The sequence below is a fragment of the Francisella sp. AG1 genome (genome assembly GCF_057683165.1).
Genome location: NZ_CM173135.1, coordinates 1,650,515 through 1,673,943, shown reverse-complemented (window position 1 = coordinate 1,673,943; position 23,429 = coordinate 1,650,515). Strand labels below are relative to the sequence as shown.

Below are 23,429 nucleotides of genomic sequence, written 5' to 3'. Positions count from 1 at the left end.
ATGGCAGCTAAAGAAGTTTTATTTTCAGATGAAGCTCGTGCAAAAATGCTTGATGGTGTAAATACATTAGCAAACGCAGTAAAAGTAACTTTAGGACCTAAAGGTCGTAATGTGGTTTTAGACAAATCATTTGGTGCTCCAGCAATTACAAAAGATGGTGTATCTGTTGCAAAAGAGATCGAATTGGAAGATAAATTTGAAAATATGGGCGCACAGATAGTTAAAGAAGTAGCATCAAAAACTGCTGATGTGGCAGGTGATGGTACTACTACAGCTACAGTATTAGCTCAAGCACTACTTACAGAGGGTTTAAAAGCTGTTGCTGCAGGTATGAATCCTATGGATTTAAAACGTGGTATAGATAAAGCAGCAGCTAAGCTTGTGGAAGAACTAAAAGTACTTTCTAAGCCGTGTTCAGATCCTAAATCTATTGAGCAGGTTGGTACAATTTCTGCTAACTCTGATGCTACAGTTGGTAAGATTATTGCAGATGCTATGGCAAAAGTTGGTAAAGAGGGTGTAATTACTGTAGAAGAAGGTAAAGGTTTTGAAGATGAACTAGATGTTGTCGAAGGTATGCAGTTTGATAGAGGGTATTTGTCTCCATACTTTGCTACTAACCAAGAAAATATGACTACTGATTTAGAAAGTCCTTATATACTTCTAGTAGATAAAAAGATTTCTAATATCCGTGAATTACTTCCTGTTTTAGAAGGTGTTTCTAAATCTGGTAAAGCTCTTTTAGTAATTGCTGAAGATGTTGAAAGTGAAGCACTAGCTACTTTAGTGGTTAACAATATGCGTGGCGTAGTTAAAGTATGTGCTGTTAAGGCTCCAGGGTTTGGTGATAGAAGAAAAGCTATGTTAGAAGATATTGCTATATTAACAGGTGCTACAGTTATTTCTGAAGAACTTGGTATGAAACTAGAAGAAGCTAGTATGGAAAGCCTAGGTACAGCAAGCCGCGTACAAGTAACAAAAGATGATACTACAGTTATTGATGGTGCTGGTGATAAGGCTGCTATTGCTAATAGAGTTAAAGTAATCAAATCTAATATAGAAGAAGTAACTTCTGATTATGATCGTGAAAAGTTGCAAGAAAGGTTAGCTAAGCTTTCAGGCGGCGTTGCAGTAATCAAGGTTGGTGCTATCACAGAAGCTGAAATGAAAGAGAAGAAAGATCGTGTTGATGATGCTTTACATGCCACTCGTGCAGCTGTAGAAGAAGGTGTTGTTGCTGGTGGTGGTGTTGCGCTTATCAGAGCACAAAGAGCTTTAGAAGGCTTAACTGGTGATAATGAAGATCAAAATCATGGTATTCTTTTACTTAGAAAAGCAATCGAAGCTCCACTTAGACAAATTGTTATGAATGCTGGTGGTGAAGCTTCTGTTGTTGTAAACGAAGTAAAAGCAAAAGAAGGTAGTCATGGCTATAATGCTGCAAATGATACTTATGGTGATATGGTTGAGATGGGTATCTTAGATCCTACTAAGGTTACGCGTTCTGCTTTACAACATGCTGCATCAATTGCGGGTCTTATGATTACAACTGAAGCAATGGTTGGTGAAATTAAAGAAGATGCTCCTGCTATGCCTTCTATGGGTGGTGGTATGGGGGGTATGCCAGGTATGATGTAAGATTTTAAAATCTTTTTTATATAAAAATATATAATGATACGGTTAAATTATTCTAGATATTAATTTTGTAATTTAATTGTATTTCATCTCCATTTATTCCTCTGAATCCCCAGTTATGGGGTTCACTTTCAATAATACAAATTTCTATGTCACTAAGAGCAATCTTTAATTCTTTATTTATATTTTGAAATAGTGACTTTATTAGATTTTTCTTTGTATTAGTATCTCTTCCTTTCATCATTATAATTTCAATAATTATATATTGCTGGCTTTTATCATCGGGGAATATCATATTCTCCTGATCAAAGGAGATAAAACGATGAAATTTTTTATTTTTAGGAAAAGATAGATTATCAACTATTGTTGAATGGATCACTTCAGATAGTTGGTTTCTAATTTCTTTTAAATTGTTTTTTAATCCAAATATTTTAATTTGAGGCATTTACTATACTCTAATGTAATTATTAAGAATATTTTACATTAAAAGATCTAAGTTTTTTATTGTAAAGTTAATATTTTGGAGTTATCTTATAGAAGATATGAAGAGTTGTTATATAGGTGTTTTTTAATATTTACTTAATACCTTATCTAAAGATTTTGAAGATAATATTCTTTTCAAAAAAGCCATAATCCATGTAGCTTTAGTAATATAATAACGAGGTTTAGGGTTATTTGAATTGATAATTTTTTCAACTACTTTTGCTATTGATATAGCTTCTTCATTAAATGGAACTTTTTTATGCTTACCTTCTAGAATTTTTTTATATTCTTTTTTGTGGGAGGAGTTGGCATATTCAACATTTTTTATGGTTTCTAATGAGTTTTCTCGGAATCTGCTTGTTATAGGCCCTGTATTAAGGCTAGTCATAAAAATATTAGATCCTTTAAGCTCTAATCGTATTGTATCTGTGAGCCCTTCTATAGCATATTTGCTGGCGTTATAGGCACCACGATATTTCATAGAAACAAGCCCTAATACGGAACTATGTTGGATAATTTTACCATAGCCTTGTTTTCGCATTATTTTTAAACTTTGATAGGAAATATAATGTAATCCAAAAACATTTGTTTCGAACTCTTCTTTTATAAATTTAGTCGGTATATCTTCTAAAGCCCCAGCTTGTCCAAACCCTGCATTATTGAATACTACATTAAGTTTCCCATTAGTTTTCATGAGAATATCTTCAAAAGCCATATCAACTTGTTGATAGTTAGTTACATCTATCAGATATGCCTCAAAACCTTCTGATAAAAGCTTATCAACAACTTCTTGACGTCGTGCTGATGCAAAAACTCGATGCCCTAATTGCCTAAGATAAATAGCAGTTGCATAGCCAATACCACCATGGGTACAGCCTGTTATGAAAATAGTTTGTTCTTTATCCATATTTAAAGCTTAAATTTCTTTGGTTAATTATTGATTAGTTTAAGTTAAAATGGTAGATAAGTATAGCCACCTAATTTCAATTTATTTATGAACTATTCTAAGGCACGTAAATTTATAAAGTTAAAAAGAACCATTAGTCAAACTAGAGGGCTTAGGTTTGTAGCAACTAAATTGGCTGATCGATATCTATGGAGGTTTAGCTATAGATCTGTAGCGAGAGCTTTGATGATAGGTCTTTTTTGGATGATGATTCCGATACCATTTCAAATGATTCCAGCAATTATAATGTGTGTTTATTTGAGGGCTAATATTCCGTTGGCAATAGGTTGTGTATGGTTGAGTAACCCAATTACGTGGATACCTTTATATTTTTGTAATTATCTTTTTGGAAGTTTTTTGTTGGGATTAAATATTAATATAGTCAATTGGCAGCTGTATGCAATATATGTTATGGATAATATTAGTAAGTTTTGGCAGCCTTTATATTTAGGAAGTTTTGTAGGAGGAGTCATATTAGGCTCAATAGCTTTTTTACTAGTATATTTAATTAAAATTTTAAAAAACAAAAATAGAAAGTAAATTTATTTTTCTAATATTTTAGGTTTTAGTTTTAATTAAAATTTGCTGTAAAAACCTTTTTTTTTATATCAGCATCTATGTAAACTACTTTTGATTTAAGTGGTTTACTATTTGTGTAATGTAAATTATAAGGAGCTTATATGCTAAAAAGAATATTATTACTACTTGGAATCCCTTTATATAGCATAGTATATGCGGGCGATATAGAATTAATAGTTAAGTATAAGGATACTAAAAATAAAAGCCTTGGACAGACAGCTAGTAGCACAATGTCTAATATAAATAGTCATTATGATTATGAAGTGGTGGATAATCTTGATTCAAGAACGAAGTTAATAAAAATAAATAATTATCAGCCCATATTATCTAGCTCTAGTACATTAAACTCTTCAAGCAACCCTTCAACAGTGGCATATACTAAAGAAAATAATGAATATGCGGCAGCTAAAAGACTGATGGATACTGATCCTAATATAGAATATGCTATTCCAAAATCATCAAAAATGTATGCTTATGATTCTGCTATAGTTAGTAATCCAAAAAGCTCACAAGCTCAAAGTATTAGCTGGGGAGAGCAATGGGATATGAAAGACCCAAAAGAAGTTACTGGTGGAATTAATGCTTACGGGGCATGGGAATTAATTTCTGGTAAAACCAAGAAAATAGATGTGGCTGTTATTGATTCTGGGTTAGCTTATAGTGCTGCTAATGATATAGCTAGTAAAATTGATAATAATTATCAGCATTACTATTTTTTCATGCAAGATGGAAAACTAAGAGTATCAAAAAACATATATGATAATGGTAGTTTTCATGGTACACATGTCGCAGGTACTATTGCAGCAAATGGACCCAATGTTAAAGGTGTTGGTGGACCTGTTGAGAGTATTAAAGTTTTCCCTGTAAGAGCTTTGGGAGACAATGGTTCTGGAGACACTTATGCTATATTAGAATCTCTTAAATGGGCTGCTGGAGCAGAAGTTAAAGCCAAGGATAATAATGGTAGATATATAGAGAAAAATGAAGCACCAGTTAAGGTTATTAATCTAAGTTTAGGAATGTCTAGAATTGATCCAAGAACAAGGCTTCCAATAGTTAATGATTCAGAATGGGAAAGAAATTATATGGGAACATTGTGCCCAGCTTGGGAAGATGCGATATCAACAGCACATGAAAATGGTATAACTGTAGTCATAGCAGCAGGAAATGATGGTCAAAATTTGTTTAATGATATCCCTTCCGGTTGTAAGCATATAGATGCAATTGTTGTAGAGTCTACTGGTCCTGGAGGTTTCCTTGCACCATATTCAACATATTATGCTCCTGATGGAATACTTAAGTGGGTGGTTGATAGCTTGGTTGTGAGAGCTCCAGGGGGTGATAGTAGCTACGGGGAAACAGCTAAAATATATTCGACTCTTAGTAATTATAGTTATGGATATATGCAAGGAACTTCTATGGCATCACCACATGTTGCAGGGATTATAGCTCTTTTGTATCAAGAGATTAAAAGTGATCAATCAGCATCTCAGGTGAAATATCAGATTGAGAAAGCTTTAGAGGATTCTAAGGATATCTATAGTCCAAATATTGTTAATGCCAAAAATGCGGTTGAAAATATTATTAACTCTAGTGTCAAAATTGCAGCGTAGATTTTTAAAAATATAATCTATATTATTTTTTTAAATTTATTTAGAATTTTTTTGAAAATATTTTTTTCATTAGCTTGATTATGTTCTTCAACTTGTACTTGTCTAATCTCTTCTAGTTTCTCTTGTAGACGTACTTCTACTTGAGTGTTATGAAGATCAGCTTCTTTATATTCTTTTTCTTCTTGAGCTGCTATTTTTATTTCTTTTTGTATATCGGTATGAGCTTCATCACTATAATCAAAATTAAGATTAGCAGTCTCAGGTATTTGCGGTTTCGTTGAGAATTTATTACGAGTTATTACATAAATATCATTTTCATTTTTTCTAATAAAACCTTGGTCTCTTAAAGCTCTACGATATTTATATATTGTACTTTTAGATACTCCAAAGTCAGGAGCTAATTTAGCAGGACTATTACCATCTTCTATAGCTTTTAGAATAGCCTTTTTCATAATCAGCTCTTTTGTAGTGGGAATTCTCATACTGTAAGGTAGAAATTAGAGGTATCAATCCTATAATTATATATTAGCTTTTATGATTATACAACTTGCCCAGCTGCCCATCCAGAAGCCCATGCCCATTGAAAGTTATAACCCCCAAGCCAACCGGTCACATCTATTACCTCACCAATAAAAAAGAGACCTTTAATTTTGTTTGTTTCCATAGTCTTTGATGATAGCTCATTACAACTTATACCACCAAGTGTAACTTCAGCAGTACGATATCCTTCTGTGCTCTGTGGATATATTTCCCAGTTATGAATATTGTTAGAAATAATATCTATTTCATTAAGATTTAGATCACAAACTCTTTTATCGTAAAGTGCTATTTCAAAAAATGTGATAATAAAGTTTTTTGGAAAAATTTCGCTTAGAGTATTTTTAAGTGATGATTTTAATCCGGATTGTTTTTTGTTAGTAAGTAGTTCTTTAATATCCTGAGTGGGGCAAAGATTTATATTTATTTTTTCACCAGCTTGCCAATATGATGATATTTGTAAAATAGCTGGGCCGCTTAATCCTTTATGAGTAAAAAGAATATTTTCATTAAAATCAATCTTATCATTAGAGACTTTGCAGAATATTGATATTCCACTAAGAGGTGAATATTTGTTTTTATCACATTCTTTAAATATAAAAGGTACAAGACCAGCTGTTTGTGAGTTGACTTTTAAGCCAAATTGTTTGGCTAGTTTGTAGCCAAAACCAGTAGCGCCCATTGTAGGTATAGATAGTCCTCCAGTTGCTATTATTAATGACTTACATTCGTAAATATGATCGTTTGAATGGATATGGAAGCTATGATCTTTTTTGTAAACTTTATTTATATCAGCATGAAGCTGAATTTTAGCATTATATTTTTCACATTCTGATAAAAGCATATTTACAATATCTTTAGCTTTATTATCACAAAAAAGTTGACCAAGAGTTTTTTCATGATAAGGAATGCTATATTCATTTACTAAACTGATGAAATCCCACTGAGTGTAGCGTGACATTGCTGATTTAATGAAGTGTGAATTATCTGCTAAATATTTATCATTAGAGATATTATAATTTGTAAAATTACAGCGTCCACCTCCTGACATTAGAATTTTCTTGCCAATTTTATTAGCATGATCGAGAATTATTACACTACGGTTTCTTTTAGCTGCTTCTATAGCACACATAAGTCCAGCAGCACCAGCACCAATTATTATTACATCATAATTTTTATTTGACATATTTATATCTAATAGAAAGCATCAAAGTTCTTTTAATTTATACCAGTATAGCGCAATCACGATAAACAATAAAACTATATAGATTGCGATAATATTTGTGATAGTGTGAGCATGTAAAAAGCTTTGAATAAAAGATACAAGGCTTGTGATTGAAACATTAATAAAATACATGATTGCAGCAGCCGTACCTGATATATGTCTAAACATCGAGATACCTTTGCCCATAGAAAGAGGAAATATTGAACCGCACATGAAATAAATAATCATTGTAGTTATAATAAGTAGGCTTATGCTAGTCTGCATAGTAAAGCTTAGTGCAAATAATATTAGTATTAATAATGTAAAAGCGTGTATGACAACAAAAAATATTCTACCAACAGAGTAGTGATCAATTAATTTACGTCCAATTATTGGAGCAGGTAAAAAAGCGAATCCTAAAAAAATTGCTAACTTTCCAAAGTAAGCAGCAGAATACCCCATCATATCTTGGATTAAGAATGGCCCAAGAGTATTGAAACTTATGATAAGGGAGTAGGTGATTCCCATCCCAATACTTAAGCACATAAATTCTTTATGCTTTAAAACTTCAGTTATATCTTTTCTTATTTTAGAGATGCTTAGTTTTGATTTTTTTTCAATTGTTTCTGGGAAATAGATAAATATTAGTATAGTAAGTAAACCGACAATTATACTAAAGAAAATAAATCCAGCTTTCCAGCCAAATAACTCTTGTAAAAACCCACCGATTATTGGGCCAGCAATCGGGCCTAAACCCCATAAAAAACCTATTGTAGGGCCTAATTTTAAGAGTTTTTCAGGAGGTAGTAAATCTGAGAAAGTACCTCGATTAAGAACGCCTATAGAACCCATAAGAAAACCTTGAGAAAACCTTGAAGTTAAGAGTATATGTTCATTTGGTATCAAAGTTGGAAAAATACTCACAATAACAAAAAGAACACAAGATGTTCGTAGCAGTATTTTACGACCTATGGAGTCAGTTATAACGCCGATCACTAGATTTCCTAAAGCATAGCCAATCAAATATATTGAAATAACCATTTTTGCAATAGATGCTGTAATGTTTAAGGAAGAACTTATTCCTGGCAATGATGGTGCAAATAGGTCAATACTCATACCCATGAGAATAGGAAAGCAGAGTAATACAAACATTCTTATTCTATTTTGATAAGGGATATTTAGTTTATTAGTCATTTATTTTAAAAAAGGATATTTCTTAGAATGATGATTCTAGCAGAAATTTAGTATGTAGGGAATTTGTTTAGAAATACTAACTTTATTATTAGTGATTAGTGTCTACCTTGTTGAATCATTGCATTTGCAACTTTTTCAAAACCAGCAAGGTTAGCTCCAGCTACAAGGTTGTAACCACAACCATACTTTTCACTTGCATTTACACAAGCACGGAAAATATTTGACATAATTTCACGTAGTCTAGACTCGACTTCATCTGCTGACCAAGCTAGCCTAGTAGAGTTTTGAGACATCTCTAGACCAGAGGCTGCAACACCACCTGCGTTTGAAGCTTTGCCAGGTGCTAAGATGACACCTTCTTTTTGTAGTAATGCAATAGCCTCATTTGTAACAGGCATATTAGATGCTTCAACAATATATTTAATACCATTATTTATTAATTGCTTAGCTTCTTTCTCACATATTTCATTTTGCGTAGCAGAAGGTATAGCGATATCAGCTTTGATGCCCCAAGGTTTTTCACCAGCATGATATGTAGCACCAAACTCAGTAGCATAATCTTGCATAGTTTTTTCACCAGCACGGATTTTTAATAAAAATTCAATTTTATCATCAGTTGTAACACCTTCAGGGTCATGGACAAAACCTCTTGAACCAGAAATAGTTACAACTTTGCCACCTAATTCAGCGACTTTTTTACATACACCCCATGCAACATTACCATAACCCGATATCACTACTTTTTTGCCTTTAAGAGAATCGTTGTCATATTTTAGCATTTCATCTAAAAAGAATACAGCACCATAACCAGTTGCTTCTGGACGAATCAAGCTACCACCAGATTCTAGAGGTTTACCTGTTAGTACACCATTTTCAAAAACACCTTTGATACGTCTGTATTGACCATACATATAGCCAATTTCTCTACCACCTACACCAATATCACCAGCAGGTACATCTATGTCTGGGCCAATATGTCTTTGAAGTTCAGTAATGAAGCTCTCACAGAAATCCATAATCTCTGTTTCTGTCTTATCACGCGGATCAAAATCAGATCCGCCTTTAGCACCACCCATAGGCAGAGTAGTTAAGCTGTTTTTAAAAACTTGCTCAAAACCTAGGAATTTTACGATGCCTGAGTAAACACTAGGGTGGAATCTAATACCACCTTTAAATGGTCCAATTGCACCATTAAATTGATATCTATAGCCGCGGTTAACCTGTACTTTACCATGTCTGTCTGTCCAAGTTACCCTAAATGTAATCCCTCTCTCAGGCTCAACTATTCTAGCTAAAATATTTTCTTCAATATATTTAGGATTTTGTTCTAGTGCAGGTTTTAGTGTAGAAAAAACTTCTTTTACAGCTTGAATAAACTCTTGTTGATGAGCATTTTTCTTTTCAACTTCTGTGACTATATTATCTATATATTCTTGTGCATTCATTTGTGCTTCTCCTTTGAGTTGTAAATTTTATAAGAATATTTTTTTATATAAAAAACCACATCTAACTAATATGTGGGTCAAGTTTAATAAAATATTCTATGTGCGTAATTCTGCATCTAAGTTAGTTAGTTTACAACTATCTTGATTTAATTTTTATTATTTTATAATAATTTCACCATATTAAAAATCCTATAATTCAATTTAGTACATAAAATATTTTATAAACTAAGTCCAGACTAGTTGGATCAAGAAGGAATTATGGATATTATCTAAATATCACAAAATATTGATGCTCAAGTTAAATGTTTGAAAATTATAATCAAAAAATAATAAGTGAGCCATAAAATATGGTAAGGTTTTAGCCAATTAGTGAATCTAAGACTAAATATTAGATTATAAGGATTATTATGAGTTTATCAAATAAGCGAATTTCAACATTATCATTAACGATGCTAAATATCTCTGCAATAATAAGTTTAAGTTCAATAGCTTATATGGCAACAATTGGTCTACAGAGCATATTTTTTTATTTAATTGCTGCAATAACCTTTTTATTACCAACATCACTAATTTGTGCTGAATTAAGCAGTATGATTACCCACAATAATGGAGGTGTCTTTAGCTGGGTAAAGGCAGGATTAGGAGAAAAAGCTGGAGTGCTCGCAATGTGGTTAGAATGGTTTAATAATGTAGTGAGCTTCCCTAGCTCTATTACAGCTTTGATTGCTACAGTTTCTTATATAGGTTTTCGTGGATTTGCTGAAAACACACATACCAGTATATTTTTTTGGTTAATAATGGTGATCACATTTATAGCAATTAGTTTATTTAACTGCTTACCATTGAGAAAAATTGTAATTCTCAATATAATAGGTGCAATATTTGGAATGATATTCCCTGGAGTGTTATTGGTTTCGGGAGCTATTTATTTTATAGTAAGTGGTCAGAGTAACCTTGAATATCATGGGATAAGTGATCTTATGCCAGCTTTTTCTTTAGGAACATATGCTCTTTTGGTTAAAACACTATCTTCATATTCAGGTATTCAATCAGTAGCATTTCACATGACAAATATTGAAAATCCTAAAAAAAATATTCCTAAATCAATATTAATAGCTACTTTGATAATTGTATCATTGACAATACTTACTACGGTAGGGTTAACAATTATTATCCCAGTTAAGGATGTTAATGTTTTAAATGGTTTAATACAGGGGATTTCTCAAGTTTTAAACCTAGTAGGTCTTGGTAGCTTTAAGTCGTTGATTGTCATTATGGTAAGTATAGGCATGTTAGCAGCGTTAAGTACATGGATTTTGGGCCCAGCTAGAGGTATGCAAACAGCAGCAGAGCAAGAGTTTTTCCCCAAACTTATGGCAGGTAAAAATAAGTTTGGTATGCCTGTAAATATGCTTGTTATACAAATACTGATTGTAGTTGTACTATCTTCTGTTTTCCTAATAATGCCATCGGTATATGCAGCATTTGCTTTGCTGGTTGCAATTACATCGCAGTTTACGGTGATAATGTGGGTAATGGTATTTGTATCTGCTATTAGACTTAGATTTATCCAACCAAATGCTTATAGAGTATTTTATGTCGGGAAAAGGAATTCTAACTGGTTACTTGTAAGTATGTCTATAGTAGCAATATTTATGTGTGGATTAGGTTTTATACTCGGTTTATTTCCACCTACTTTTTCGCATGTAAAAGATGTGTTTCAATATGCTATGATCTTGGTGATTGCTGATATTATAATTGTTGCGATACCTCTTATATGGATTTGGTTATATAGAAATAGAATTTTCTAGATTAAGAAGGAATTCTTTTTTATCTAATCCTCCTGTATACCCTCCTAATTTACCATTAGAATTAATCACTCGATGACAGGGTATAATTATTGGGAAAAAGTTTTTACCATTTGCATTTGCTACGGCTCTAAAAGCAGTTGGTTTACCAATTTTTATTGCTTCGTCTAAATAACTGATAGTTTTCCCATAAGGGATTTTTAGTAATTCTTGCCAAACTTGTTTTTGAAAGTTGGTACCTGTGAGTTTCAAAGGAGTAGAAAATTTTTTTAGCTTTTTTCCAAAATAAGAATTTAGCTCTATTGCAACTTGCTTTGTGATTTGATTATCACTAAAAACTATTTTTGCAGAGTAAATTTCTAATAATTTTTCAATGGATTTTGAGTTTGAGTCATTTATAAAAAGACAAGCGTATAGATAATTACTATCAGCAATAGCTATTAAAGACCCTAGCGGGCTGCATATCTCTTGAGCGTAGAATACATTTTTTTGGTTATTTTTGTTTATGGATGTTAAATAAATTTGATGCGTTTCTTTTAACATATGTATATTATGTATTTTATATATGATTTAGATAATAGCTTAGATAATGAATAATAGTAAGTTTTATAAATTTTTACCAATAGTAATTTTAATATTAGGAATAGTGTTTTTTTTTAGTTTAGGTGGTCAGCAATATTTATCTTTAGATGCACTTAAAAATAATTATGAAAATATTATTAATTTCGCTAATCAATATTTTTTTATTAGTGTCTTTGTGTTTTCTCTGGCTTATATTATTGTAGTAGCTTTTTCGATACCTGGAGCTGTTGTAATGACTTTGCTTGGAGGCTTATTATTTGGTTTGCTATTAGGAACAATAGTCGTGGTTATCTCAGCAACTATTGGGGCAAGTATAGTTTTTTTTGCTGTAAAAACTGCTTTAGGAAATATATTGCGAAGCAAAGCTAAAGGAAGTATTGAAAAAATGCGTTTAGGTTTTGAAAAAGCTGCCTTTAATTATTTGATGGTACTTCGATTAATACCGATATTTCCTTTTTTTGTAATAAATATAGTAGCAGGAATGATTGGAGTTAAATTTAGGGACTTTTTCTGGGCAACGCTTTTTGGGATTATTCCTGGTAGTTTTGTCTATGTATGGGTGGGTACTAGCTTAGGCTATGTCATTCAAAAAGGGGATAATATTGATTTGGGCATTATTTTAGAGCCACAGTTTATTTTACCAATCATAGCTTTAGCGGTATTATCAATGGTACCGATTCTTCTTAAAAAAATTAGGAAAAAAAGGGTAACTAATTATGATTAAAACAGATATTTGTATTATTGGAGCAGGATCAGGAGGACTATCTGTAGCAGCTGCGGCTGTACAAATGGGAGCAAAAGTTGTCCTATGCGAGGGTGGTAAGATGGGTGGTGATTGCCTTAATTATGGATGTGTGCCATCTAAAGCTATCATAGAAGCCTCTAGACTTATAGCCCATACAAGTAAGGCTAAAAAATTTGGAATTAATATTAATGATATAGATATTGATTATAAAAAAGTACAGCAGCATGTTAAAAATGTTATAGCAAAGATCGAGCCTCACGATTCGGTTGAACGCTTTGAGGAGCTGGGAGTAAATGTTATCAAAGAATATGCTGAAGTAGTAGATAAGCATACAGTGAAAGCTGGTGATAATATTATTAGGGCTAAATATATAGTCATAGCCACAGGGTCTAGGGCAAGTATACCAAATATAAAAGGCCTTGATAAAGTAAAATATCTAACTAATGAAACAATCTTTGATTTAGAAGAGTTACCTAAGCAATTGATGATAGTCGGAGGGGGCCCTATAGGGGTGGAGCTTGCTGAGGCATATGCTTTACTTGGCTCTCAGGTAACTATTTTTGAGGCTTCTGATGTTGTTTTAGGAATGTTAGACAATGAGTGCAGAGAAGTTGTTTTAAAAAAACTAGTTAGTTTAGGCATTAGTATAGTCACAAAAGCAAGTATTCAATATGTAGAACAAAATGAAAAAATAAGTATCCATTGCGATAAAAGTATATATGATGGTTCACATCTACTAGTTGCTGCAGGGCGACAGCCAAATCTAGAAAAATTAAATCTAGAAAAATCAGGGATTAAACATATATCTAAAGGTATAAGTGTTGATAATAGGTTGAGAACAAATTATAAAAATATATATGCTATAGGTGATGTTATAGGGGGGTATCAATTTACACATGTTGCAGGGTATCATGCAGGAGTTGTTATACAGAATGTTTTATTTAAATTACCTACCAAAACTGATTATACTGCTCTGCCATGGTCTATATATACAACTCCCGAGGTTGCTCATGTTGGCCAAAGCTTATCTCAAGCAGAGGAGCAAGGAGCAAAAATATTTAAAATTTCATATAAAGATAATGATAGAGCACAAGCAGGTTTAGTTACTGATGGGCTAGTTAAGGTTGCTATAAGTAAGAGAGGTTATGTTTTAGGGGTAACTATAGTTGGAGAAAATGCAAGTGAGCTAGTAACACAATGGACAATTGCTATAAAAAATAAATTAAAAATTAAAAATATGGCATCGCATATTGTCGCGTATCCAACTTTAAGTGAGTTAAATAAAAGATTAGCAGGTAATTATTTTACCCCGACCTTATATAGTGATAAAGTTAAAAAAATAGTTTCATTTTTAATGAAAATATCTGGTAAGAAACTGTGATAGAGCAAAAAATAAGACCTATATTTCAAAAGATTTTTATAGATGCTATAGCAAAAAAGTTAGTAAGTAGAATTAAGCCTAATACAGTAACTATAATTGCTCTTGTAATGGGATTATTAAGTGCTTTATTATTGTTTGTGGATAAATATTTATGTATTAGCTTGTTACTCGTATCAGGATATTTGGATATCCTTGATGGCACAATTGCCAGGCTACAAAAATCAGCGTCAAAATTTGGCACATTATTAGATATTCTATCAGATAGGCTTGTTGAGATTTTTATTATTGTTGCTATATTTATTAGTCAACCTTTAGAGAATCTTTGGATTGCTTTTTTTATTATCACTACAATATCTTTTTGTATGTATAGTTTTTTGCTGGTTGGGATGTTTAGTGAGAATGTTTCACAAAAAAGTTTTTATTATAGTCCTGGGTTGATTGAAAGAGCAGAAACATTTATATTTTTTATTATTATGATTATTTTTCCTAGCAGTGTGTTTTTGTTAGGCTTAGTTTATATAGTGCTAGTTTTGTGGACAACTATTTATCGTTGTTATGAGTTTTATATTTTTGAGGTAACAAAGGAGTAGGAATAATGAGAAATATATTAAATAATGTATTTGTAGGGTTTGTGGGAGGTTTGATTAGTGCTGGAATATTATGCTTTATTTTTAGCCTTGCGATGCAACATGGTATGGAGTTGAACGATGCATTTAAATATAGTTTATATCGATTAATGATATGGGGTGGGGTATGGGCAATACTTTTTGCACTTCCATTATCAAAAAATATTTTTGTTAAGAGCTCAATAATAGGTTTGGCAGTTATATTTTTTAATTTTTTAGTTAAAATGCCACTTTCTGGTCAGGGTTTTTTCGCTTCTAATGTTGAAACCCAAGTGTTTGTCATGAATATTGTATTTAATTATTTATGGGCGCTCTTTGCGGGTTTTATATATGTAAAAGCAGTAAAGTAAATATTCTACGTGAATAACTATTTCAGTTGTGAGTATTTTCTTTTTTAAGAAAATATTTGTCAGGGATATTCTTCTGACTTTTTATCAAAAGTTGTGGAAATATTATTATTACGATATCTAAATGGCCAGAGTGTTATAATTTGTGGGGATATTTCTAATATTACTTGTTTTTATTTAAATAGACCTTATATTCAAAGATTAGTAAATATAAAGATTAGATAAGAGCATTTTTTTAGAAAAAGATGTCTTGCATAAAAGAGTTTAGGAGTTTATTAAATGGCAGATTATTATTCTTTGTTAGGGGTCGCAAGAGATGCCTCGGAAGCAGATTTAAAAAAAGCATATAGAAGATTAGCTAAAAAATATCATCCGGATGTTAATAAAGATAAGGGCGCTGAGGATAAATTTAAGGAAATCCAAACTGCCTATGATGTCTTGGGAGATAAAGAAAAAAGAGCACTTTATGATAATTATGGTGAAAACTGGGACAAAGTTCAGCAGGGAGGCTTTGGTGGTAAGCAAGGAGGTTTCTCTTCTGGAAACTCACAAAGTTTTAATTTCGAGGATTTAGGCGATGTCTTTGGAGATTTATTTGGTGGTGGAAGTTCTCAAGGTTTTGGTAGAGCTCAACCAAGAGCTAGAAAAGGGGAGGATATAAATATATCGTTACGTCTAACAGTTGAGGATGCTATAAAAGGAGGTAAACGTACAGTTTCTTATAATTATCAAGATGAGAATGTGAGCGGTATGCCAAGTATGCAACGAAATACTGTTGATGTGAAGATACCTCCAGCGATGGGTAATAACAAAAAACTTAGAGTAAAGGGCAAAGGAGCTGCTGGGGTTGGAGCAAATGCTCCTGCTGGTGATTTATATATTAAGATAGAAGTGATAAATCACAATAATTATAAAGTCGAAGGTAATGATATTTATGAGCATATAAATATAGCTCCATGGGAAGCAGCTTTAGGCACAACTTTAGAAATAGAAACACCATTTGGTAAGAAAAAAATGAAAGTACCAGAGGGAAGTCAATCAGGGCGTAAAATGAGAATTAAAGGCAAAGGTCTTGGAGATGGAGATTTTTATATAGTTTATGATGTTAAGCTGCCTTTAGCAGATACTGATGAGAAAAAAGAAATTTATAAGCAGATGCAACAAAAAATGGATTTTGATCCAAGAACTTAAATATTTTTATTTTGTCTTTTCTTATTTCCAATTTCAATTATAAAATAACTCATTAGTATCAATAAGCCACCGATTATGGTTGAAATATAGATTTCCTCATTATTAATTATTCTTCCAAATATTGTTGCAAAAATAGGTTCAAAAGAGAAGATTACAGCAACCTGAGACATTGTTAAATATTTTTGATATGTGTTTTGTAGGTAGTAGCATATTATAGTTGTAATAGAGCAGAAGAATATTGAGATTATTAATACATAATCAAAGTGGAAGTACATAAATGGAATATCAGATATTAATGGTAATGGAATACCAAAAGCTATTTGTAGCATTATTAATAAACGCAGATCTTTGAAAGCTTCGCTACGATTATCTTTTCTAGTTTCATAGCTTAAGTATACTACTGAGAGCGCATAGGCTAAAGCGCATAGAATTGACCAGAGATACCCTGTTGTAAAGTTATCAAAGCTGGCGCCTGATAAGGCGTATATGCCTAGTAGAGATATGCCAGATGCGATTATTCCATATATGGTTAAACGGTCAATTTTAAAAACACTACCTATAAATGGAATCATAACGACACTTAAAGCTGTTAAAAAAGCAGATTCGCTAGATGAAACTGTATATAGTCCATGTGTTTGAAAATAAAAGCTTAATCCTTCTAATGAACCAAAAATAGCTCCTACTTTAAGAAGATAACCCTTATGCTTGAAAGTTGATTTTATAATTATCGGTAAAAACAATAATAAAGACAGCCCAAGTCTAATTGCAACAAACAATCCTGGTGAAATATATGTTAAAGATATTTTTATTAATGGAAATGTTACCCCCCATAATATAGCAACTATAAATAAAGCTAATATAGCTTTGTTTTGAATTTTCATGAAATTTGTATATATACCATTCTGCAGATGTTTAGTAATAATTTCAAGAAGATTGGGTAAGAGTAAAATATTTCTATTTATTGGTTAGTTACATTAAATAAACAATATTGGTATAATTTGGTGTTCTTTGAATTAAATTTTGGTAAAGATAATTGATGAAAGAAGTATCGATTGTAAAGCAAATAGGTGCAATAGCGATTATTGCTGGAACTGCTATAGGTGCTGGGATGTTAGGTATACCTTTTGCAGTAGCAGCAGTGGGATTTAATTATGCAGTAGCGGTATTGTTTTTAGTTTGGATATTAATGTATGCAACCGCTTTACTTATAGTCGAAGTAAATGTGTCTCAGCCATTAGGTACAGATATGGATTCCATAGCGTATAATATCTTAGGTAAGCTAGGCAAGTCATTGAATTTACTGTTTTATTTATTATTGTTATATTCTTTGTTGACTGCTTATATATTTATGGGCGGGCAGCTTTTTGGTACATATATTTTTGGATGGTGTGGTATTGAAAATAATAGCTTAGCTAAATTTATATTTTGTTTTGTGTTTGGTTTTTTTATTTATAAGGGAATAAAGGTGGTTTTTAGTATAAATGAACTTTTTTTGAGTTTAAAAATAATAGCTTTTATTTTATTTATAGTTTTTGTTGTGCCGCAAATTGAGTTAACGTTTCTAACAAGTCAGGCTTTGGGTGTCAGATATGTGTGGTTTGCTATTCCTATTTTAGTGACATCGTTTGGTTTTCATATTGTTATACCATCTATTAGAAATTATTTTGAGAATGACAAGGTATTAAAAAAACTGTTGATATGGGAGCTTTGATTCCTTTACTTGTATACTTGATATGGATTGTTGCAACACTTGGAACTATTGATTTGTATGGTAATAATGGTTTTATAGATCTTAATAATAGTGGTAAAAATTTAGCAGATGCATATGTAGGGCTTGGGCAACATACTCCACGGATGTTTATAAGGCTCTTTGAGAATTTTGCTATTATTACATCTTTTTTAGGGGTGGCTTTAGCACTATTCTCATTTAATAGAGATTTATATAATTTAGATGTAACAAAAAAATCAAAAAAATTTCTTACCATTTTTATAACACTTGTACCTCCTACGATATTTGCTATTTATTTTGTTAATAGTTTTATAGCAGCATTAGGCTACGTAAGTATTTTTGTGGCAGTGCTACTAATTATTCAACCAGCGATGATGGTTTGGGTGGTGAGATCAAAAGGAAACACAAATAATATTTTAAGTAAATTATACTTGTTATTAATATTGTTAAGTGGAGTAGGTATTATTGTATTGCAATTACTGGTAAGCTTTGGTAGATTACCTTATATATAATTTCTTTAACTTTCGAATTTTTTAATTATTTCTATGAAAAAACCTACTTTTGATATTAAAAAAAGACCTCATACGAACAATAAGTTTGCAAATAATAGGCATAAAAATATCCCTGTGGTTGAGGATTTTGCTGTAGATAAACTTAAACAGTTTTCTGAAGAAATGGTGGAATTATTTAAACTTATTCAAGCAGTTAAATATGATAGAATAAGTCTGCAGGAAGAGTATAATGAATATCGTCTCAAACTTAATAATGATCGGATGGAGCTTGAATCTGAAGTTATTAAAATGAAAAAAAAGTATAATGTTAAAATATCTGCTTTGCAGGAAGAATATAATTCGGTAAAATCTAACAATACTATTGAATTAGCTAAGATAAGAGAAAGCTAATAAATACAAAGCTAGTCGGGCAATCGCGCTTTTTTTATTAAAAAGTGAGGAAAGTCCGGGCTTTATAGAGCAAGATGCCAGATAACGTCTGGGGGGCGTGAGCCTACGGAAAGTGCAGCAGAAAATATACCGCCTTAATTTTTTTAAGGTAAGGGTGAAAAGGTGTGGTAAGAGCACACCGCATTGGTGGTAACATTCAATGGCATTGTAAACCCCATCTAAAGCAAGACCAAATAGCGCTACGTATATGTGTTGCTCGCACTGTAGCAGGGTAGGTCGCTTGAGCCTGCTGGTGACAGTAGGCCTAGATAAATGATTGTCTATTACAGAACCCGGCTTATAGACTAGCTTTGTTTTTTATAAAAAAGTGGGTATTTATGCAAGTTATTGACTCTAAACTTTTAGGTAGTGATGGTCAGATAAGAGATGAGCTTTTAATATCTGAGCTGAGAAGTTTTTATGCCGATGATAAATTTGAAATTATTAATTCAGCATTAGAGCTTCTAAAAAGTAAAAGTGCTGTATCTGCCCGACACCCTACGGGGATTAGTTCACTTTTGTATGCAATAGAAATGGCATATGTTCTTTTTAAGATTCGAGCGGATGAGGAATCAGTATCTGCAGGTATACTCTATGAACTATATAGTTTCGGAGATGTCTCTGATGAAGAAGTAGAGCTAGCAACTAATCATACAGTCGTTAAAATCTTACAAGGCACACGCAAGATGTCTGCTATTAGGATGTATCGTTCTGATAATATATCTTCGGAGCAGATTGATACGTTTAGAAAAATGCTTTTAACAATTATTGAAGATGTTAGGATTGTGCTTGTTAAGATTGTTGATAAGTTATGCACAATTAGACATTTAGTATCATTAAATAGTGATACTCAGCAAATCATAGCTAGAGAAACTTTAGATATATATGCTCCTTTGGCAAACAGGCTTGGTCTGGGAGTTGTGAAGTGGGAGTTGGAAGATAGAGCTTTTTTCTTTTTAGAACAAAGTGAGTATAAAAAAATTGCAAAAAGTTTGGGAGCTACTCGTAAGCAGCGCGAAGATTTTTTAAATAGCGTGATTGAGCAGTTAAAACTAATTTTAAAAAAATATGATTTAGATGCTGGGATTCAGGGTAGAGTTAAGCATATATATAGTATCTACAAGAAATTCAAAAATAAAGGTTATAATGATCTTGATGATTTATATGACATTACAGCAGTTAGAGTTATTACAAATAATGTTGATGAATGTTATAAAGTTCTTGCTGAGATTAATAACTTATATTCTCCAATTCCTGAAGAGTTTAGTGATTATATTGTAAACCCTAAATCTAACGGCTATAAGTCTATACATACTGTTGTTAGTACAGGTCAACATAATATAGAAGTACAGATTAGAACGCATCAAATGCATGAAGAGTCAGAATCAGGCTTTGCTGCACATTGGAGATATAAAGAAGGAGTTAAATTTGATGCTTCGTATGAGGCTAGAGTTGCATGGTTGAGATCACTTCTTGAGTGGGAGAGGGAGATTAATGATGATGATAGTGAAATCACTAAAGAATTAAACAAAAAGCTTTATATATTCACCCCTGCTAATGAGTTAGTAGATTTATCAGAAGGCTCAACCGTTCTTGATTTTGCTTATGCAGTTCATACAATGGTTGGTCATCGTACTAAAGGTGCTAAGGTAAATAATAAAATAGTGCCTTTAACAACTAAGCTTATCACAGGAGATAGAGTTGAGATCCTAACACATAAAGAGCCTAATCCTAGTAAAGATTGGGCATCAGAGAGTTTAGGATATTTGTCTTCTGCACGTAATCGTTCACGTGTCACTAAGTGGTTTAATGAGCAAAATAAAGAAGATAATATTATTCTTGGTAAGGATAGACTTTTTAAAGAGCTCAGAGGTTTTGATCTTAAAGAAGTAGATTTTGTAGAAGTTGCCTCAAAGTTTAATATGAAAAGTAGCGATAGCTTATTTGCTTCTGTAGAGAAAGGCACAGTAAGAGTTAATAGTATTATTAATCATATAATTGATACCTATTCAGCAGAAGAAAATTTAATAAAGAAAAAGTCTCGAGTAGTTCCCAATAATATAGCTAAACCTAAGAATATCAAAGTTTTGGTTTCTGGTTTTGATGGAATGAAATATGAATTAGCAAAATGTTGCCACCCAACTCCATCTGATGAGATACAGGGCTATATGAGTGTTACTAAAGGAGTAGTTATACATACCTCAAAATGTCCCAATTTAGGACATCTTCAGAAAAAACATTCAGAAAAATTCATAGAAGTAAATTGGAATAATAAAGATTAAGAAGAGCTTTTAATTGGGTGGTAGTTACCAGTATTTTTTAATTGTTGTAACCATCCGCTCCTTGCATTAAAAGTTACTATATTAGTTGATTCTATATCATTACCATCAGCAGTTTTTCCCGAGATAGTAAGTTTACTTTCTCCAGGTGTTGGTCTAGCTATAACCCAGGTTTTCTCTGTGTCGCTATATGATGCTGGTATGCTAGAGCCATTTATTATAAAGGTTGGGCTGTCATTTTTTGGAATCGTTGGGTTTGTAATAATAGGCAATTCTTGCTCTTTGGTGAAAATGTTTGCACCAGTGCTGGGACTGATTATTTTTACACTAAATACCATTTCGTTTCCTTCTTTGAGAGCATCTTTATTTTTTTCTGCTAATTGTGAATCTGCTAGCTTTTTAACATCAGATTGACCAATTTCTACAGAATTGTCACTCTCAGCGTCTTGAGGGTTCTTAGTATCTACAACTGTTGGATTTCGTACTTCAATAATTTTATATTCAATATCATCACTAGGTTTTTTTTCAGATAATACAGTACTACCATTTTCTGAGCGCCATGAGTAAACTTGAGTCTCAGCAGCTTCCATAAATGTTACTGTTGAAAATATACAGATTATAGTATTTAATAAGAATTTGTTAAATTTTGACATTATACTTTAACTGTTGTGATGTTGTATATACTCCAGTATATATAATATTAATTATAATCAAAAGGCTAGTTGAGTTGATTTTACCTTTTGAGTATTCATCTTAAAAAATAATGTACCTCTAGTATAGTTAATCCGATAGTTATTTGACAATAATGTTATAATATTTAGAAAAAATGTCATCATATAGCCAAGATTTCAGAGATATCGTAATAACTAAATATAAAGAAGGCCTAACAGACAAAGAGCTAAGTAATTTTTTTAATATAGATATCCGTACTACTAGATCTTGGATAAACTTATACGAGACAACTGGTGATTATAAATCTAAGCAAGGCTTGGGTTGCGGTAGAGTAGCAACCTTTACAGATAAGGAAGCGATAGAAAGCTACTTAAGAACATATCCAGATGCAATGGCTTTAGATATTAGAGAAGCATTAGCTCCTGAAATACCTAGAAGCACATTTTATGATTGTCTTACCAGACTTGGTTTTAGTTTTAAAAAAAGACACCTAAATATAAGCAAAGAAAAGAACAAGATAGGCAAAGTTTTATAGAGGTTGTTGAGACTATTGAACCTAACAAACTTGTATATTTAGATGAAATGGGTATGGATAATAAACAGTCTGTACTAAGAGGATGGTCTCTTGTTGGTAAACCTAGCTATGGTGAAGTTATTGCTTATCAAACTCAGAGAAAAAGTATAGTTGCTGGTTATAACTATTTAGAAAAGAAGATTATAGCACCGCTAGAGTATACTGGATATACAGATACTCAAATTTTTAATCAGTGGTTTGAAAAGCATTTATGTCCTGAGTTAATTCCAAAGACTACTGTTGTTATGGATAATGCTAGTTTTCATAAGTCTCCTAAATTGGCTAAAATAGCAGAGAAGTTTGATATACAGATACTATACCTTCCTGCTTATTCTCCTGATTTAAATCCTATAGAAAAAATTTGGGCCAATTTTAAAAGAATTTTAAGAAAAGTAAATAATTCTTTTGATAATTTATCTGATGCTATTACTCACGTCTTTAGCACAATATTATCAGATTAACTATATCTATCTGCTCAAATGCTGACATCCTTATTAGCTACATTAGTTTGGTTTAGAACTCCTTTTTATACGGGTTTTACAAAAAATAGATGCTTATTTAGCTTAGTATCTTGTTTAGTGATTTTAGCTATATGGATTGGATTAATGTATAAATATATTAACCCTGCTGTTATAGATTACACTATTCTATTTGGATTTGAATATCTATGCTATATGCTGTTTGTAGTAGGAAGTATATTTGTTGTTTTCAGGCTCTATATAGGGTTGATTCCTCTAGCTGTAGTATTTATCAGCTATGCTGTAAATTATGCAAGCTCAGCGATGGCTATGGCGAATTCGCCTCAGTATATTAGAGATTTTATTCCTTACTATTGGATTTCAGCAGTATTTTTATTTATTGCGGGTATTCTTACTGTTATGGCTTATACCAAAGTAAAAAGAAATATTTAGCCTTACT

23 protein-coding genes, 1 other RNA gene and 1 pseudogene are annotated in these 23,429 nt (G+C 32.0%); 15 read left to right on the top strand and 10 right to left on the bottom strand.

Features of this window, described 5'->3' with window-relative positions; translation table 11 throughout:
* Positions 1–1,638 (top strand): chaperonin GroEL, encoded by a 1,638-nt coding sequence (gene groL / locus ACR0PV_RS08625; RefSeq protein ID WP_488172699.1) that lies wholly within the window; start codon positions 1–3, stop codon positions 1,636–1,638.
* A gap of 52 nt (positions 1,639–1,690) precedes the next feature.
* Here the strand turns inward: groL and ACR0PV_RS08620 are convergent, their stop codons facing one another.
* Positions 1,691–2,080, bottom strand: coding sequence for a tautomerase family protein (locus ACR0PV_RS08620; RefSeq protein WP_488172698.1), 390 nt, complete (start codon positions 2,078–2,080; stop codon positions 1,691–1,693).
* A 123-nt stretch (positions 2,081–2,203) separates the two neighbouring features.
* Positions 2,204–3,025: an SDR family NAD(P)-dependent oxidoreductase gene (locus ACR0PV_RS08615; protein WP_488172697.1), complete on the bottom strand. Its 822-nt coding sequence runs from the start codon at positions 3,023–3,025 to the stop codon at positions 2,204–2,206.
* A gap of 87 nt (positions 3,026–3,112) precedes the next feature.
* Between ACR0PV_RS08615 and ACR0PV_RS08610 the strand changes: the two genes are divergently transcribed.
* Entirely contained in the window at positions 3,113–3,604 is a 492-nt protein-coding gene (locus tag ACR0PV_RS08610; protein ID WP_488172696.1) for a DUF2062 domain-containing protein, read from the top strand.
* Between the two features lie 140 nt (positions 3,605–3,744).
* The gene (locus tag ACR0PV_RS08605) at positions 3,745–5,256 is read left to right on the top strand and encodes a S8 family serine peptidase (RefSeq protein WP_488172695.1); all 1,512 of its coding nucleotides are present in this window, start codon (positions 3,745–3,747) and stop codon (positions 5,254–5,256) included.
* A 17-nt stretch (positions 5,257–5,273) separates the two neighbouring features.
* Here the strand turns inward: ACR0PV_RS08605 and ACR0PV_RS08600 are convergent, their stop codons facing one another.
* From ACR0PV_RS08600 to gdhA, 4 genes are all read right to left on the bottom strand, one after another.
* Positions 5,274–5,738 carry an FTL_1293 family small RNA FtrC-regulated protein gene (locus ACR0PV_RS08600; protein ID WP_488172694.1) on the bottom strand — a complete coding sequence of 155 codons (465 nt, stop codon included), beginning with the start codon at positions 5,736–5,738 and terminating at the stop codon, positions 5,274–5,276.
* A 56-nt stretch (positions 5,739–5,794) separates the two neighbouring features.
* On the bottom strand, positions 5,795–6,979 hold the full coding sequence (locus tag ACR0PV_RS08595) for a BaiN/RdsA family NAD(P)/FAD-dependent oxidoreductase (protein WP_488172693.1): 1,185 nt from the start codon (positions 6,977–6,979) through the stop codon (positions 5,795–5,797).
* Positions 6,980–7,000: 21 nt separating this feature from the next.
* Positions 7,001–8,191, bottom strand: coding sequence for an MFS transporter (locus tag ACR0PV_RS08590; RefSeq protein WP_488172692.1), 1,191 nt, complete (start codon positions 8,189–8,191; stop codon positions 7,001–7,003).
* Positions 8,192–8,286: 95 nt separating this feature from the next.
* Entirely contained in the window at positions 8,287–9,636 is a 1,350-nt protein-coding gene (gene gdhA / locus ACR0PV_RS08585; protein WP_488172691.1) for an NADP-specific glutamate dehydrogenase, read from the bottom strand.
* Between the two features lie 407 nt (positions 9,637–10,043).
* Here gdhA and ACR0PV_RS08580 point away from each other — a divergent pair, with 407 nt between their 5' ends.
* Positions 10,044–11,447, top strand: coding sequence for an APC family permease (locus ACR0PV_RS08580; RefSeq protein ID WP_488172690.1), 1,404 nt, complete (start codon positions 10,044–10,046; stop codon positions 11,445–11,447).
* On the opposite strand, the gene ACR0PV_RS08575 is transcribed toward ACR0PV_RS08580, so the two are convergent.
* On the bottom strand, positions 11,424–11,987 hold the full coding sequence (locus ACR0PV_RS08575) for a methylated-DNA--[protein]-cysteine S-methyltransferase (RefSeq protein WP_488172689.1): 564 nt from the start codon (positions 11,985–11,987) through the stop codon (positions 11,424–11,426). The two genes, ACR0PV_RS08580 and ACR0PV_RS08575, sit on opposite strands and share 24 nt — an antisense overlap.
* A 46-nt stretch (positions 11,988–12,033) precedes the next feature.
* On the opposite strand from ACR0PV_RS08575, the gene ACR0PV_RS08570 reads away from it, so the two are divergent.
* The 5 genes from ACR0PV_RS08570 to ACR0PV_RS08550 all read left to right on the top strand — a co-directional run bounded on the left by ACR0PV_RS08570 (position 12,034) and on the right by ACR0PV_RS08550 (position 16,316).
* The gene (locus ACR0PV_RS08570) at positions 12,034–12,750 is read left to right on the top strand and encodes a TVP38/TMEM64 family protein (RefSeq protein WP_488172688.1); all 717 of its coding nucleotides are present in this window, start codon (positions 12,034–12,036) and stop codon (positions 12,748–12,750) included.
* Positions 12,743–14,152 (top strand): dihydrolipoyl dehydrogenase family protein, encoded by a 1,410-nt coding sequence (locus ACR0PV_RS08565; RefSeq protein WP_488172687.1) that lies wholly within the window; start codon positions 12,743–12,745, stop codon positions 14,150–14,152. The genes ACR0PV_RS08570 and ACR0PV_RS08565 overlap by 8 nt, the downstream gene beginning before the upstream one ends.
* Positions 14,149–14,742 (top strand): CDP-alcohol phosphatidyltransferase family protein, encoded by a 594-nt coding sequence (locus ACR0PV_RS08560; RefSeq protein ID WP_488172686.1) that lies wholly within the window; start codon positions 14,149–14,151, stop codon positions 14,740–14,742. Before ACR0PV_RS08565 ends, ACR0PV_RS08560 begins: the two co-directional genes overlap by 4 nt.
* Before the next feature lie 5 nt (positions 14,743–14,747).
* Entirely contained in the window at positions 14,748–15,128 is a 381-nt protein-coding gene (locus tag ACR0PV_RS08555; RefSeq protein WP_488172685.1) for a membrane lipoprotein, read from the top strand.
* Positions 15,129–15,404: 276 nt separating this feature from the next.
* A complete protein-coding gene (locus ACR0PV_RS08550; RefSeq protein WP_488172684.1) occupies positions 15,405–16,316 on the top strand; it encodes a DnaJ C-terminal domain-containing protein in 912 nt (303 codons plus the stop codon).
* On the opposite strand, the gene ACR0PV_RS08545 is transcribed toward ACR0PV_RS08550, so the two are convergent.
* Positions 16,313–17,197, bottom strand: coding sequence for a DMT family transporter (locus tag ACR0PV_RS08545; RefSeq protein WP_488172683.1), 885 nt, complete (start codon positions 17,195–17,197; stop codon positions 16,313–16,315). The two genes, ACR0PV_RS08550 and ACR0PV_RS08545, sit on opposite strands and share 4 nt — an antisense overlap.
* Before the next feature lie 155 nt (positions 17,198–17,352).
* Here ACR0PV_RS08545 and ACR0PV_RS08540 point away from each other — a divergent pair.
* From ACR0PV_RS08540 to ACR0PV_RS08525, 4 genes and pseudogenes are all read left to right on the top strand, one after another.
* Positions 17,353–18,557, top strand: a pseudogene (locus tag ACR0PV_RS08540) (amino acid permease).
* 33 nt (positions 18,558–18,590) lie between these two features.
* The gene (locus ACR0PV_RS08535; protein WP_488172682.1) at positions 18,591–18,947 is read left to right on the top strand and encodes a hypothetical protein; all 357 of its coding nucleotides are present in this window, start codon (positions 18,591–18,593) and stop codon (positions 18,945–18,947) included.
* Between the two features lie 7 nt (positions 18,948–18,954).
* Positions 18,955–19,303: RNase P RNA component class A (gene rnpB / locus ACR0PV_RS08530), an RNA gene on the top strand.
* A gap of 21 nt (positions 19,304–19,324) precedes the next feature.
* Positions 19,325–21,268 carry a RelA/SpoT family protein gene (locus ACR0PV_RS08525; protein WP_488172681.1) on the top strand — a complete coding sequence of 648 codons (1,944 nt, stop codon included), beginning with the start codon at positions 19,325–19,327 and terminating at the stop codon, positions 21,266–21,268.
* Here the strand turns inward: ACR0PV_RS08525 and ACR0PV_RS08520 are convergent.
* Positions 21,265–21,918: a DUF4124 domain-containing protein gene (locus tag ACR0PV_RS08520; RefSeq protein ID WP_488172680.1), complete on the bottom strand. Its 654-nt coding sequence runs from the start codon at positions 21,916–21,918 to the stop codon at positions 21,265–21,267. The two genes, ACR0PV_RS08525 and ACR0PV_RS08520, sit on opposite strands and share 4 nt — an antisense overlap.
* Before the next feature lie 57 nt (positions 21,919–21,975).
* Positions 21,976–22,101, bottom strand: coding sequence for a hypothetical protein (locus ACR0PV_RS08515; protein WP_488172679.1), 126 nt, complete (start codon positions 22,099–22,101; stop codon positions 21,976–21,978).
* Here ACR0PV_RS08515 and ACR0PV_RS08510 point away from each other — a divergent pair.
* Both ACR0PV_RS08510 and ACR0PV_RS08505 read left to right on the top strand, forming a co-directional pair.
* Positions 22,092–22,972, top strand: a protein-coding gene (locus ACR0PV_RS08510; protein ID WP_488172201.1) for an IS630 family transposase whose coding sequence is annotated in 2 segments (ribosomal slippage) — positions 22,092–22,416 and positions 22,416–22,972 — 882 coding nt in all. Because the reading frame shifts where the segments join, the coding sequence is not laid out codon by codon here. The genes ACR0PV_RS08515 and ACR0PV_RS08510 overlap by 10 nt on opposite strands.
* 18 nt (positions 22,973–22,990) lie before the next feature.
* A complete protein-coding gene (locus ACR0PV_RS08505) occupies positions 22,991–23,422 on the top strand; it encodes a hypothetical protein (RefSeq protein ID WP_488172678.1) in 432 nt (143 codons plus the stop codon).
* The last annotated feature ends 7 nt before the right edge of the window (positions 23,423–23,429 follow it).

What these genes read in the sequence shown, in the direction of transcription:
- groL (WP_488172699.1), top strand. Translation starts at nt 1, where the DNA reads ATGGCAGCTAAAGAAGTTTTATTTTCAGATGAAGCTCGTGCAAAAATG.
- ACR0PV_RS08620 (WP_488172698.1), bottom strand. Translation starts at nt 2,080, where the DNA reads ATGCCTCAAATTAAAATATTTGGATTAAAAAACAATTTAAAAGAAATT.
- ACR0PV_RS08615 (WP_488172697.1), bottom strand. Translation starts at nt 3,025, where the DNA reads ATGGATAAAGAACAAACTATTTTCATAACAGGCTGTACCCATGGTGGT.
- ACR0PV_RS08610 (WP_488172696.1), top strand. Translation starts at nt 3,113, where the DNA reads ATGAACTATTCTAAGGCACGTAAATTTATAAAGTTAAAAAGAACCATT.
- ACR0PV_RS08605 (WP_488172695.1), top strand. Translation starts at nt 3,745, where the DNA reads ATGCTAAAAAGAATATTATTACTACTTGGAATCCCTTTATATAGCATA.
- ACR0PV_RS08600 (WP_488172694.1), bottom strand. Translation starts at nt 5,738, where the DNA reads ATGAGAATTCCCACTACAAAAGAGCTGATTATGAAAAAGGCTATTCTA.
- ACR0PV_RS08595 (WP_488172693.1), bottom strand. Translation starts at nt 6,979, where the DNA reads ATGTCAAATAAAAATTATGATGTAATAATAATTGGTGCTGGTGCTGCT.
- ACR0PV_RS08590 (WP_488172692.1), bottom strand. Translation starts at nt 8,191, where the DNA reads ATGACTAATAAACTAAATATCCCTTATCAAAATAGAATAAGAATGTTT.
- gdhA (WP_488172691.1), bottom strand. Translation starts at nt 9,636, where the DNA reads ATGAATGCACAAGAATATATAGATAATATAGTCACAGAAGTTGAAAAG.
- ACR0PV_RS08580 (WP_488172690.1), top strand. Translation starts at nt 10,044, where the DNA reads ATGAGTTTATCAAATAAGCGAATTTCAACATTATCATTAACGATGCTA.
- ACR0PV_RS08575 (WP_488172689.1), bottom strand. Translation starts at nt 11,987, where the DNA reads ATGTTAAAAGAAACGCATCAAATTTATTTAACATCCATAAACAAAAAT.
- ACR0PV_RS08570 (WP_488172688.1), top strand. Translation starts at nt 12,034, where the DNA reads ATGAATAATAGTAAGTTTTATAAATTTTTACCAATAGTAATTTTAATA.
- ACR0PV_RS08565 (WP_488172687.1), top strand. Translation starts at nt 12,743, where the DNA reads ATGATTAAAACAGATATTTGTATTATTGGAGCAGGATCAGGAGGACTA.
- ACR0PV_RS08555 (WP_488172685.1), top strand. Translation starts at nt 14,748, where the DNA reads ATGAGAAATATATTAAATAATGTATTTGTAGGGTTTGTGGGAGGTTTG.
- ACR0PV_RS08550 (WP_488172684.1), top strand. Translation starts at nt 15,405, where the DNA reads ATGGCAGATTATTATTCTTTGTTAGGGGTCGCAAGAGATGCCTCGGAA.
- ACR0PV_RS08545 (WP_488172683.1), bottom strand. Translation starts at nt 17,197, where the DNA reads ATGAAAATTCAAAACAAAGCTATATTAGCTTTATTTATAGTTGCTATA.
- ACR0PV_RS08535 (WP_488172682.1), top strand. Translation starts at nt 18,591, where the DNA reads ATGAAAAAACCTACTTTTGATATTAAAAAAAGACCTCATACGAACAAT.
- ACR0PV_RS08525 (WP_488172681.1), top strand. Translation starts at nt 19,325, where the DNA reads ATGCAAGTTATTGACTCTAAACTTTTAGGTAGTGATGGTCAGATAAGA.
- ACR0PV_RS08520 (WP_488172680.1), bottom strand. Translation starts at nt 21,918, where the DNA reads ATGTCAAAATTTAACAAATTCTTATTAAATACTATAATCTGTATATTT.
- ACR0PV_RS08515 (WP_488172679.1), bottom strand. Translation starts at nt 22,101, where the DNA reads ATGATGACATTTTTTCTAAATATTATAACATTATTGTCAAATAACTAT.
- ACR0PV_RS08505 (WP_488172678.1), top strand. Translation starts at nt 22,991, where the DNA reads ATGCTGACATCCTTATTAGCTACATTAGTTTGGTTTAGAACTCCTTTT.